This window comes from Pseudidiomarina terrestris, assembly GCF_030466405.1.
Classification (GTDB): domain Bacteria; phylum Pseudomonadota; class Gammaproteobacteria; order Enterobacterales; family Alteromonadaceae; genus Pseudidiomarina; species Pseudidiomarina terrestris.
The window spans coordinates 392832-405137 of the sequence record NZ_JAGGJF010000002.1 but is presented as its reverse complement, the minus strand read 5'-3'; the positions used below and the strand labels follow the sequence as shown (position 1 = coordinate 405137).

At 52.0% G+C, this 12306-nt stretch carries 9 protein-coding genes; 3 read left to right on the top strand and 6 right to left on the bottom strand.

What is annotated here, in order from left to right; genetic code table 11:
* Positions 1-187 precede the first annotated feature (187 nt).
* On the top strand, positions 188-1234 hold the full coding sequence (locus J6J34_RS06240) for a Glu/Leu/Phe/Val dehydrogenase dimerization domain-containing protein (RefSeq protein ID WP_301898653.1): 1047 nt from the start codon (positions 188-190) through the stop codon (positions 1232-1234).
* A 3-nt stretch (positions 1235-1237) separates the two neighbouring features.
* Here the strand turns inward: J6J34_RS06240 and ydiJ are convergent, their stop codons facing one another.
* Complete coding sequence (gene ydiJ / locus J6J34_RS06235; protein WP_301898712.1) at positions 1238-4285, bottom strand: D-2-hydroxyglutarate dehydrogenase YdiJ; 3048 nt, start codon at positions 4283-4285, stop codon at positions 1238-1240.
* 49 nt (positions 4286-4334) lie between these two features.
* Positions 4335-6716, bottom strand: coding sequence for a phosphoenolpyruvate synthase (gene ppsA, locus J6J34_RS06230; RefSeq protein WP_301720264.1), 2382 nt, complete (start codon positions 6714-6716; stop codon positions 4335-4337).
* 118 nt (positions 6717-6834) lie between these two features.
* Between ppsA and ppsR the strand changes: the two genes are divergently transcribed.
* Positions 6835-7659 (top strand): posphoenolpyruvate synthetase regulatory kinase/phosphorylase PpsR, encoded by an 825-nt coding sequence (ppsR, locus tag J6J34_RS06225; protein WP_301720263.1) that lies wholly within the window; start codon positions 6835-6837, stop codon positions 7657-7659.
* Between the two features lie 10 nt (positions 7660-7669).
* On the opposite strand, the gene J6J34_RS06220 is transcribed toward ppsR, so the two are convergent.
* Genes J6J34_RS06220 through htpX form a run of 3 tightly spaced genes read right to left on the bottom strand, consistent with a single transcriptional unit; the run spans position 7670 to position 10763 of the window.
* Complete coding sequence (locus tag J6J34_RS06220; protein ID WP_301898652.1) at positions 7670-8479, bottom strand: DUF1338 domain-containing protein; 810 nt, start codon at positions 8477-8479, stop codon at positions 7670-7672.
* A gap of 27 nt (positions 8480-8506) precedes the next feature.
* Positions 8507-9865: a class II 3-deoxy-7-phosphoheptulonate synthase gene (locus J6J34_RS06215; protein WP_301773920.1), complete on the bottom strand. Its 1359-nt coding sequence runs from the start codon at positions 9863-9865 to the stop codon at positions 8507-8509.
* A gap of 19 nt (positions 9866-9884) precedes the next feature.
* Positions 9885-10763 (bottom strand): protease HtpX, encoded by an 879-nt coding sequence (gene htpX, locus J6J34_RS06210; RefSeq protein ID WP_301720260.1) that lies wholly within the window; start codon positions 10761-10763, stop codon positions 9885-9887.
* Positions 10764-10893: 130 nt separating this feature from the next.
* On the opposite strand from htpX, the gene pepE reads away from it, so the two are divergent.
* Positions 10894-11628 carry a dipeptidase PepE gene (gene pepE, locus J6J34_RS06205; RefSeq protein ID WP_301898651.1) on the top strand — a complete coding sequence of 245 codons (735 nt, stop codon included), beginning with the start codon at positions 10894-10896 and terminating at the stop codon, positions 11626-11628.
* Here the strand turns inward: pepE and bioD are convergent.
* Positions 11580-12299: a dethiobiotin synthase gene (gene bioD, locus J6J34_RS06200; RefSeq protein WP_301898650.1), complete on the bottom strand. Its 720-nt coding sequence runs from the start codon at positions 12297-12299 to the stop codon at positions 11580-11582. The genes pepE and bioD overlap by 49 nt on opposite strands.
* Positions 12300-12306 lie beyond the last annotated feature (7 nt).

Below are 12306 nucleotides of genomic sequence, written 5' to 3'. Positions count from 1 at the left end.
GAAACTGCTTTGAAGCATAGCTACATACTACCGTGAAAGAACTTTAGGGCAAAGCAGGAAATCGTGTAAACTTTGCTTGCTAAAGTTTACGTTAACGTAAACGTTTTATTTTTCGCATTCACTAGCGCGGGCAAAATGAAAATGCTAATGTGCGCGCAATTTTGGGATGAACGAGGAAATATCAGTCATGTCTCTATTTGAGCATCAAGAGTTCGACCAGCACGAGCAAGTCGTGTTCTGTCATGACAAGGAAACTGGATTAAAGGCGATTATTGCCATCCACGATACCACTTTAGGTCCATCGTTAGGCGGTACCCGTCTGTGGAACTATGCTTCGTCAGCTGAGGCCCTTACGGACGTATTGCGCCTGTCGCGCGGTATGACCTATAAGAGCGCACTTGCTGGCTTACCGCTTGGTGGTGGTAAAGCCGTCATCATCGGTGATGCAAAAACCATTAAGTCGGCGGAACTGTTTCGTGCCTACGGTCGTTTCATCAACTCACTGAGCGGCCGTTATATTACTGCCGAAGACGTCAATATTCGTACCAGTGATATTGCCATCGTGGCCGAAGAAACCGACTATGTTGCCGGTACTGAAGCCAAAGCCGGTGATCCTTCACCACATACAGCGTTAGGCACTTATCTTGGTCTGAAAGCGGCGGCAAAGCATAAGCTTGGTTCTGAAGATCTCGCCGGTGTGACCATCGCCATCCAGGGCCTTGGTGCCGTGGGCTATGACTTTGCTGCCTATTGTGCAAAAGAAGGCGCTAAACTTTTTGTCACCGACATCAATGAAGAAGCCTGTCAGCGCGCAGCTCAGGAATTAGGTGCGACAGTAGTAGGACTGGATGAGATTTACGGTCTGGATGTTGATGTCTACGCCCCCTGTGCATTAGGTGCGACCATCAACGATGACACCCTGCCGCAACTAAAAGCGAAGATTATTGCCGGTAGCGCCAATAATCAGCTGGCGACGCCAGCACACGATAAGAAAGTGATGGAAAAAGGCATTCTTTATGCGCCTGACTATGTTATCAACGCCGGCGGCGTGATCCACGTCTGCAGTGAAGCAGCGAACATGAGCCGCGAAGAAACAGACAAACGCGTTCGTGGTATTTACGGCACACTGGACACCATCTTTACCCGTTCTACAGCGGAGCAACGCCCAACAGGCGAGATCGCTGATGAACTGGCGCGTGAAGTTATCGCTAAAGCAAAAGCTGCTAAGCAATAAGCTTCAACGCAGTAGTTTTGCCAAAAGCTGCACCGGGTGCTCAACCTGTTGCAGCTTTTTTGTTTCCATAGAAGCAAAACGGTGGCTCTGGCAGCGACATGAAAACCCCGTCACCAGCGGCTTTTCGCTGACTGCGAGCGCGTCTTTCCAGCTCATTTCAAATAACTTCTCGCTGTTTTCCTGTTGCTCTTTTTCGTGCCCATAGGTACCTGCCATGCCGCAACAGCCGGTGGCAACAACAGCTACCTGCGCGCCGACAGTGCTAAACAGCTGTTGCCAGATTTTACCAGTGGTGGGTAAGGCAGTTTGCTCGGTGCAATGCACGAACAGTTGCGCTGCTATGGCAGACTGCGTCGTCGCTGCTGCCAATCGCTGCTGCTGTTCGGCCAACCATTCCTGTGGCAATGCTACCGTAAAACGAACCTCTTCTACTGCATATTCATGGTATTCGTCACGCATACAGAGCACGGTCGAAGCATCCATGCCGACCAGCGAAAAGCCCGCATCGGCCAGCTGGTTTAATTGCTGAGTGACCCGGGTTGCGGTGCGCTTAAACTGGCGCAAAAAGCCCTTCACGTGTTGTCCCTTACCGTTACCAATAAAGTTCAGCAATACCGGTTCGTAGCCTAAGCTAGCAATCACCTGCCCCATAGCTTCGACGACATCGGCCTGGTAAAAACTGGTGAAAGGATCCTGAACCACGACCACCTGACGCGCTGCTGCGCCCGGCTCCTGCGCAAGCAGTTCGCTGATACCCGCACGACGCCAATGCTGCTGTGTCCAGCGTTTATTCAAACTCGGTGCAGACAAACGCGGGGTATCGACGTAACCAAGCACGCGATCGAACAGCCATTGGCTGACAACATTGTGCGTGAGTGCATTACTGAAGCGTGGCAGTTTCGCCATCAGGGGGGCGGTATCTTCGATACTTGCCACCAGATGATCACGTAACGGCCGGCGGTACAGTTGGTAATACCACTGCAGAAATTTAGCCCGGAAAGATGGCACATCAACCTTTACCGGGCACTGGCTGGCACAGGCTTTACATGCCAGACAGGCATCCATCGAGGCTTTCACCTGGTGGTTGAAATCACGCTGATTGCCGCTGTTTTTTCTGTCGCGCAACAGCCATGAGCTGCGTTGGGGTGGCTGACTGACATCAAGGCCTGCATTTGCATTCAGTCGTAACCATTCCCGAATTAAGGTCGCACGTCCTTTCGGCGAATAGCGCCGATCACCGCTGACCTTGTAAGACGGACACATAGGTGAGTCCTTGGCATAGTTAAAGCACAAACCATTACCATTACAGTTCATTGCGGCTGCATAATCCTCACGTACCGCCTGCGACAGCTGCCGATCGTAATAGCCACGCTTACGCGCATCCACCGACACCAGCTCTGCTGTTGGGTGTCCGTACGGCGTCGCTAGCTTACCCGGGTTCAGACGGTTGTCGGGATCAAAAGCCGCTTTAATTTTCTGAATTTCCGGATAGAGTTCAGGGCCGAAAAACGTCGGCGCATATTCAGAGCGATAGCCTTTACCATGCTCCCCCCACATCAGACCACCAAACTTAGCCGTTAATTGTGCCACCTGATCGCTAATTTTGCGCAGCAAGCGTTCATCAGCAGGGTCTTTCATATCAAGCGCTGGTCGCACGTGGAGTACACCCGCATCAACATGGCCGAACATGCCATAGCTTAATTGGTAGCCATCCAGCAGCTGACGAAACTCGCTGATAAAATCCGCCAGTGATTCTGGCGGCACCGCAGTGTCTTCGGCAAAGGCGATGGGTTTTCGCTCGCCTTTTACTGCACCCAGGAGGCCAACGGACTTTTTCCGCATGGCGTAAATCATCTGAATACTCTGTGCGTCGCGACAAACCTTATAACCTACCACGCCATGGCGATGATCGCCTGCAGCCAGTTCAGCATCCAGCGTTGCCAGAAGATGTTGCAGTTTCGCTTCAATTTCAGCTTCATCAACAGCGGTAAATTCCACCATGTTGATGCCATCCATGGGCTGATCCACCTGCCCTTCAGACAAATGTTCCTGCACGCTATGCCAGATGATGTCATTTCGCGCGAGATCAAGCACAGTGCTGTCGATGGTTTCCACCGAGGTCGCATTCGCCTTGATCATGACCGGCGCATGGCGCAGCGCAGCATCAAAGTTACGGTAGCTGATATTCACCAGCACTTTGTGGCGGGGAATTCGGGTTAAATTAAGCGTTGCTTCGGTAATAAACGCCAGTGTTCCTTCGGATCCGGCCAACAGCCGCGACAGGTCCAGAGTGTTACTTTCCGGATGGTAGCAATGCTTCAGGTCATAGCCGGTAAGGAAGCGATTCAATGCCGGGAACTTAGCTTCAACGGCACTGCGCTTATCAACGCAGCTGGCCAATGCCTGCCGATACAGAGCAGCTTCCATGCCCTCGCCAGCCGCTTTAGCCTGAGCTTCAACAAGCGGTACTGGCCCGGTTTCAATGACTTCGCCGTTGACCAACACCGCTTCTAAACCGAGAATGTGATCACTGGTTTTACCGTAAACCAGAGAGCCCTGCCCCGAGGCATCGGTATTTATCATGCCACCTAGAGTCGCGCGGTTACTGGTCGACAAATCAGGGGAAAAAAACCAGCCTCCGTGACGCACGGCATCGTTAAGTTCGTCTTTGATCATGCCGCTTTGGCAGCGCACCCAACCCTCGTTCAGGTCGCTGTCGAGCAGACCTTTGAAGTAACGACTGAGATCGATAATGACGCCCTGGCTAAGGCTTTGACCGTTGGTACCAGTACCGCCGCCGCGGGGGCTGAATTGCAGGCTCAGAAAGGCATCTTGCTGGCCCACTCGCAAGGCTAACTGCAGATCTGCCGTCGTACGCGGGTAAAGTACGGCTTGTGGGAGTTGCTGGTAAACACTGTTATCAGTGGCCGCAATCAGTCGGCCACCGTAACTTTCATCAATATCACCTGTAAAACCAGCTTGTTCTAACGCACCAAGATAACGTCGATAAACAGGCTCAGGTGCTGCATAGTCATCGCGTACCGATAGCACCTGTGCTGCTGTGTTTGCCAAGTGAAACTCCTCGCCGTAGCCTTAAATGTTAGTGTGCCTGTTTGGCAAGATACAACCAGGTATCCACCACAGTATCTGGATTCAGTGATACGGAGTCGATGCCCTGTTCGACCAGCCACTGGGCAAAATCAGCGTGATCTGAAGGTCCCTGACCACAAATACCAACGTATTTACCTTTCTTCTTCGCCGCCTGAATCGCCATCGCCAGCATCGCCTTCACCGCTTCATTGCGCTCATCGAAAAGGTGTGCAATCACGCCCGAATCACGGTCAAGGCCCAGCGTCAGCTGCGTCAGGTCATTCGAACCGATGGAGAAGCCATCGAAAATATCCAGGAACTGTTCTGCTAACAACGCATTGGAAGGCAGTTCACACATCATAATGACGCGCAATCCATCCTCGCCCTGTACCAGACCTTCTGCGGCAAGCAGCTCAATGACCTTGCGTCCTTCTGCCAATGTTCTGACGAAAGGAATCATGATTTCGACATTGCGTAAGCCCATATCGTTACGGACCCGCTTGATCGCTTCACACTCCATCGCAAAACAATCACGGAACTCTTCCGAAATGTAACGCGAGGCGCCACGGAAACCGAGCATAGGGTTTTCTTCATGAGGCTCGTATTGACGGCCACCTACCAGGTTGGCGTATTCGTTGGATTTAAAATCTGACATACGCACAATCACCCGCTCCGGTGAGAACGCTGCGCCGAGGGTGGCAATACCTTCCACCAGTTTCGCAACGTAATATTCGCGTGGTGACGAGTAGCCGGCCATAAATTCGCTGATCTGAGCTTGCAGTTCCGGCGTTTGCTGATCGAAATTCAACAAGGCTTTGGGGTGCACGCCAATCATGCGATTAATAATAAATTCAAGCCGAGCCAAGCCGACACCAGCGTGTGGCAGGCCAGCGAAATCAAAGGCCCGATCCGGATTCCCCACATTCATCATGATTTTCAGGGGCAAGTCTGGCATATCGCCAATGTCCGAACGGTTCACCTCATAATCAAGTTTGCCGTCATAGATAAAACCGGTATCGCCTTCAGCACAAGACACCGTTACTGCCTGTCCGTCTTTCACCAGGTCGGTGGCATCGCCGCACCCGACAACTGCCGGGATACCCAGCTCGCGGGCGATAATGGCGGCATGGCAGGTGCGGCCACCACGATTGGTGATGATTGCCGCAGCGCGCTTCATGATCGGCTCCCAGTCAGGATCCGTCATGTCCGTGACCAGCACGTCGCCCGGCTGTACCTGGTCCATTTCAGCGATAGAATTCAGCACCCGCGCAACACCGCTACCAATCCGCTGACCGATCGCGCGACCCGTAGCAATCACATCACTTTTCTGAGCCAGGCTAAAACGTTCTACCGCTTGGCTGTTCTTGTTGGACTGCACCGTTTCCGGGCGCGCCTGAACAATATAAAGCTTGCCGTCAATACCATCTTTGGCCCATTCAATATCCATTGGCCGACCATAATGCTCTTCAATAATGACCGCCTGACGCGCTAAATCTTCAGTTTCCTCATCGCTAATGGAAAACTGCCGGGACTGCTCGACCGGAATATCGACGATGTCGGTTTGCTTACCGTGCTCATCGCTCTCTGAGTAGATCATCTGGATCTTTTTACTGCCCAGGTTACGGCGCAATACCGCTGGGCGCTTGGCTTTCAGAGTCGGCTTGTGAACATAAAATTCATCTGGGTTTACCGCGCCCTGCACGACCATTTCGCCCAGTCCGAATGATGAAGTGATAAAGACCACATCATCAAAACCTGATTCAGTGTCGATAGTGAACATCACACCTGAGGCCGCAATATCGCTGCGAACCATGCGCTGGATGCCGGCAGAAAGCGCGACGCCGCGGTGGTCATAGCCTTGATGAACGCGATAGGAAATCGCGCGATCATTAAACAGTGAGGCAAAAACGTGCTTGATCGCTTCCATAATCTGATCGATACCGCGCACGTTTAAAAAGGTTTCCTGCTGACCGGCAAAGGACGCATCGGGCATATCTTCGGCGGTCGCGGAGCTGCGCACAGCGAAACTGACTTCTTCATTGCCACCGCTCAGTTCCTGATAAGCGGCACGGATCGCTTTATCCAGCTCAGGCTGAAATGGCGTGTCGATGACCCACTGGCGAATGCGGCTGCCCGCCTCACTCAGCGCTTTTACGTCGTTGGTATCCAGATCGTCAAGCAGAGCGTGAATACGATCGTTCACACCCGATTGCTCAAGGAATTCATTAAAGGCTTCTGCGGTGGTCGCATAGCCATTGGGGACGACAACACCGGCGCCGGCCAGGTTACTGATCATTTCACCGAGCGACGCGTTTTTACCACCTACGCGGCCTACATCGTTCATCCCTAATTGATCATACCAAAGTACGTAGTCGGTTACGTTTTGTTGCACGTGTCATTCCTCGTCATTGGAGAGCCTCGCCGTTCAGGCGTCAGATGGCATAACATTTTACACGTTAGCGACGAAAAGGTTAAGATTCATCAAGCATTTCTAGTCAGAGAACCCATTCATGAGAACTATTTTCTATATCTCCGACGGCACCGCATTGACCGCTGAAGCATTTGGCCGGGCGATGTTGTCGATGTTTCCGTTAAAAGTCGAACATAAAACGCTGGCGTTCGTTGATTCGATCACCAAAGCCGAACAAGCGGTCAGCAAAATAAATGCAGCCTATGAGGCGTCCGGGGAACGACCTATTATTTTCCATACCTTCGTCAGTCTGGATCTGAAACGCGTCATTACCTCCTCAAAAGGCAGTAACTATGACTTCCTGGATTATTTTGTGGCGCCATTGAGTGCAGAGCTGGAAATGGAAGCGCGCCCCAAAACCCACCGTACCCACGGCATTCAGGAAAACGGCGTGCGCGATAGTTACGACAGCCGCATCGAAGCAGTGAATTACTCTCTGGCTAATGACGACGGCAGCAACATCTCCGACTATGATCAAGCGGATATTATTCTGCTGGGTGTGTCGCGCACCGGAAAAACCCCTACCAGTCTGTATCTGGCTCTTCATTACGGCATTAAGGCTGCGAACTACCCATTAACTGAAGATGACAATATGGAAAGTCTGCAGTTGCCCAAGCCGCTGCGTCCGCATCGTCACAAGATCTTTGGTTTGACTCTGGAAGCTCAACGCCTGCATGAGATCCGCAGTAAGCGTCGCGAGGGGTCACGCTACGCATCAATGCAACAGTGCCGGTTTGAATTGCAGGAAGTAGAAAAAATGTACCGCCGCGAAGCAATCCCTTTTCTGGATTCAACGCGCTTTTCAGTAGAAGAGATTGCCGCCAAGATCCTCGCCGAGACGAATCTTGAACGGCATCACTATTGACGGGTCAGCGTTATTCCGCTGGAGCGCGCGCGTCAGTGCTCTCAAAGATCTTGTCAGCTGAAGCAGCGACGAAGCCGGTGTAAAGTTTGTTGGGCGCTACTTCGTAGCGTTTGGCAAACTCATAGAAACAGCTTGGGATAACTTTTTCCATGTCGCTGAAGCGCACTGCGGTCTGATCTGCCATGGTCGATGACTGCTCCAGGTAAACATCTGGCGAGCCTTTAATTTCGCCACCTGAGCTATTCAGACGAAAGCCTGCAGTTTTCAGGGTCTGATTGACCTGCTCTAAGGATTCAAAGTCGGGTAACTCATTCACATTAACAGTGAAGTGATTGGCCCGGAAGCCAAAGGCAGCCATCCACGCGGCATACTCACTTTCTTCCAGCAAACGCTCGTAATCGCCGCTGCTGATCTGCCAGTGCTTACCAGAATATAAGAATTCCGGTTTTGCAACTGCGTCAGCATCAATTTGAGCGACCAGCTGCTTCACAATATCCTGCAACTCAGGTGAAAATTCTTCTACCAGCAGTTCACTAATAAAGATCTTAGGCAACTGTGGGTCATCATGCTCAAAGTGCTTTGCCACCAAACGTTTAGCTTCAAACTTATAGTCACCACAGGCTTTATAGCCCATAGCTTCAAAGTGCTTCGCTAAAGTTTCGAGACGCACTGGCGCTAAGTTAAAGGTACGAAACGCAACATGGTCGTTGATAATTTCGCGGCCCTGGCCCAGTACCTGATGTACTTTTGCTGCCGAAGGCGTGAGTTTGATGTAATCGTTCCAAAGGTTATCGAAAAACTGCTCAACCTGTTGTGACATATACTGCTTAAACCTCGAAAATGTCGTTTAGCCGCGGCCTTGACGTGCCTCACGGAGAGAATCTGCCACCAAAAATGCAAGTTCCAGCACCTGGTCGGCATTCAAACGCGGATCGCACTGGGTACGATAGCGTTGCGTCAAATCTTGTTCACTAATCTGATAGGCACCACCGGTGCATTCAGTTACGTCTTCGCCGGTCATCTCAAGATGGACCCCACCTGGGTAGGTTCCCTCGGCCTGATGAACCGCAAAGAACTGGCGTAATTCCTGATGTATGGCGTCAAAGTTCCGGGTTTTCAAGCCGTTTTCAGCTTTGACGGTGTTGCCATGCATAGGATCGCTTGACCACACAACGTTGCGGCCTTCAGCTTTTACGCGTCGCACTAATGCAGGTAATGCATCGGCCAGGTTTCCAGCACCCATGCGCGTAATGAGCGTCATCCGGCCCGGTTCGTTGTCTGGATTCAGTGCATCAAGCAACTGAATCACATCATCCGGCTTAGTGGTCGGACCTATTTTAACACCAATTGGGTTATGAATGCCACGCATGAACTCCACGTGCGCATGATCCAACTGCCGTGTGCGCTCACCAATCCACACCATGTGGGCTGAGCAGTCGTAAGGCAAACCGGTTAGGGTGTCGGTGCGGGTTAAAGCTTCTTCATACGGCAGCAACAAGGCTTCGTGTGAAGTGAACAACTGTGTTTCGTGAATGGTTGCGTTCGTTTCAGCGGTAATGCCCATGACTTCCATGAACTTCAACGCCGACTGAATCTGCTCCGCCACTTTCAGGTATTGATCCTTCAGCGGATTCGCAGCAACAAAACTCATGTTCCATTTGTGAACCTTATGCAGATCAGCCAAACCACCCTGAGCAAAGGCACGCAATAAGTTCAGGGTCGCCGCGGAGTGATGATAAGCCTGTACCATGCGTTGCGGATCAGGTTGTCGCGCCGCTGCCGTAAATTCAGAACCATTGATAATGTCGCCGCGGTAACTTGGCAACTCAATACCATCGATGCTTTCCAGATCACTCGACCGGGGCTTGGCATACTGGCCGGCCATACGCGCGACCTTAGTTACCGGACACGAGCCGGCAAAGGTCAGCACCACGGCCATCTGCAGGATGACTTTAAAGGTGTCACGAATCTTTGGCGCATTGAAGTCAGCAAAAGACTCGGCACAGTCACCGCCTTGCAAAAGGAAGCCCTGCCCTTGACTGACACGCCCTAATTGCTTACGCAACGCCCGGATCTCTTCAGCAAAGACTAACGGTGGATAGGTTTTGAGTTGATGTTCGACCGTTCTTAGTTGCTCAAGATCCGTGTAATTTGGTTGTTGTTGGATCGCTTTTTCGCGCCAACTCCGCGAACTCCAATTCGTCATGATGATCCTTTCTTACTGCTTAGCGTGTCATGTGTTCCAGTGCGGCGATCCGTTTTGCCAACGGCGGATGGCTCATAAAAAGTTCACTGAATCTGCGTTTACTCTGAATACCAAAGGCATGCATGCTGCCGTCGAGTTGTGATTCCTGTGCATTCTGCAGCCGGTGTAACGCGGCAATCATTTTATGCCGGCCACAAAGTTGCGCTGAGCCAGCGTCCGCGCGATATTCGCGCTGCCGTGAGAACCACATTACGATAATACTTGCCAGAATACCGAATACAACCTCTAACACCATGACAATTGCAAAATAAGCAAGGCCGCCGAGACCTTGGCCACTCTGCGAATTACTGCGCGTAGCGTTATCGATAATTGATGCGATGACGCGGGCAAAGAAAATCACAAAGGTGTTCACCACGCCCTGAATCAAGGTCAGTGTTACCATGTCACCGTTGGCGATATGGCTGATTTCGTGTGCCAGTACCGCCTCCACTTCATCCTGGCTCATTTGTCGTAACAAGCCGGTGCTGACCGCTACCAGCGAGCTCTTTTTACTGGCTCCGGTGGCAAAAGCATTGGGCTCCGGCGAATCATAGACTGCCACCTCAGGCATCGGAATGCCCGCCTGCTGCGCCTGTCGTGCCACGGTTTGCAGCAACCAGCGTTCGGTTTCATTGCGCGGTGTTTCAATGGTTTGCGCCCCGACACTGCGTTTCGCCAACCATTTAGATAACGCCAGAGAAATAAAGGCACCACCAAAACCGAACGCGGCGGCGAAGATAAAGAGACCTGTATAACCAGAAGGATCCATGCCCATGGCCGGCAGGACCAAATTCATGACGACACCTAAAACGACTAAAATAGCTAAGTTTGTCGCCAAAAAGAGAACGATACGCTGCATGCTGAAAAAACCTCGTTATTTAACAACATTACTACCCGGAATAGGGTGTTAATAGTACCCCATTTCAATCGCTTGGTGACCAACTTTTTGCTAGCATACAGGCACTTTTTAGCGCTTTTTAGGAAAACACATGAACCAACGTAAGATCCTGCTTTGTTCCAGTTCAAAGGTTGCTGACAGCGACTATCTGGAACCAGTCATTCCGCAGCTGCTACGCCACCTGCATGAGCAACTCGACGCTCAGCAAAGTTGTGATGTTTTGTTTGTGCCCTTTGCCGGCGTAGGTATGAGCTACGATGACTACACCGCAAAGGTCGCTACACAGCTTGAACCCCACGGCCTGCGGGTGCAGGGGTTACATCAGGTCGCCGAGCCAGCGGCAGCCATAAGTTCTGCCACAGCCATTCTTGTCGGCGGCGGCAATACCTTTCATCTGCTCGCCGAGTTACAACAGCAACAGCTCGTCACGCCCCTGCAGGACGCAGTAGCAGCCGGCGTGCCTTATATTGGCTGGAGTGCAGGCTCCAACATCGCTGGTCTGTCGATCCGCACTACCAACGACATGCCCATTGTGGAGCCCGCATCGTTTAACGCGTTAGCGCTGGTGCCATTCCAGCTCAACCCTCATTATACGGACTACCAGCCGCCGGGCTTTCATGGTGAAACTCGTGACCAGCGTTTGGCAGAATTCATGGTTGTTGCACCAGAGACACCTATACTAGCGATCCGCGAAGGGACTGCCTTGCAGATCATCGAGGATCAGATGACCCTGCTTGGCAGTGAAGATGGCTTTGTCTTTCAGGGCGGGCATAAAGCTCAGCTGCCCTGTAATACCGACATCAGTTCCTGGCTGGCGGGCAAATAATCGACCGCCGAGGCCGGCCTGTCCGCCTCGGCAGTTTTCTCTAAAAAGGGGATGGTGCCCAGCAATGGTATCTGCAGCCGTCGTTTCAACCAGGCCACATTTTCTGTCTGTAACGCCATAGCTTCCGGCTGCGCCTGATTTGCAACCCACCCCAGCACCTCAATACCCCGATGCTGTAAATCAGCAATCGTCAGTAAAGTATGATTCAGGCAACCCAGCTTTAGTCCTACCACCAACACGACTTTAGCACCAATAGCTTCGACAAAATCCGCCAGCGATTCCTCGTCGTTTAACGGGACCTGCCAGCCACCGGCGCCCTCGACTAACATCAGATCGTGCGCATATGCCGCCCGCAAAGATTTAAAATGCTCGGTTAAGTCCCTTACAGTGAGTCGCTGGTTCACCTGTTCAGCAGCTAAATGTGGTGCCACCGGTGGCGCAAGGCACACAGGGTTAAGCTCGGAGTACTCCACCCCAGTCACATTCATCGCTGCTCTAAGCTGCAGGGCATCGTCATTGCGCAGCCCGTGTTCGGTAAGGGCAGCGCCAGCAGCGACGGGTTTCATCGCCAGCGTACGGTAGCCCCCCTGAGCGAGCCGCAATAGCAATGCGCTGCTGACCAGAGTTTTGCCGACATCGGTATCAGTTCCTGTTACAAAAATGCAAGTCATATTAATA

Excerpts from the sequence above, each read along its gene's own strand:
- J6J34_RS06240 (WP_301898653.1), top strand. The coding sequence starts at position 188 with ATGTCTCTATTTGAGCATCAAGAGTTCGACCAGCACGAGCAAGTCGTG.
- ppsR (WP_301720263.1), top strand. The coding sequence starts at position 6,835 with ATGAGAACTATTTTCTATATCTCCGACGGCACCGCATTGACCGCTGAA.
- J6J34_RS06220 (WP_301898652.1), bottom strand. The coding sequence starts at position 8,479 with ATGTCACAACAGGTTGAGCAGTTTTTCGATAACCTTTGGAACGATTAC.
- J6J34_RS06215 (WP_301773920.1), bottom strand. The coding sequence starts at position 9,865 with ATGACGAATTGGAGTTCGCGGAGTTGGCGCGAAAAAGCGATCCAACAA.
- htpX (WP_301720260.1), bottom strand. The coding sequence starts at position 10,763 with ATGCAGCGTATCGTTCTCTTTTTGGCGACAAACTTAGCTATTTTAGTC.
- pepE (WP_301898651.1), top strand. The coding sequence starts at position 10,894 with ATGAACCAACGTAAGATCCTGCTTTGTTCCAGTTCAAAGGTTGCTGAC.
- bioD (WP_301898650.1), bottom strand. The coding sequence starts at position 12,299 with ATGACTTGCATTTTTGTAACAGGAACTGATACCGATGTCGGCAAAACT.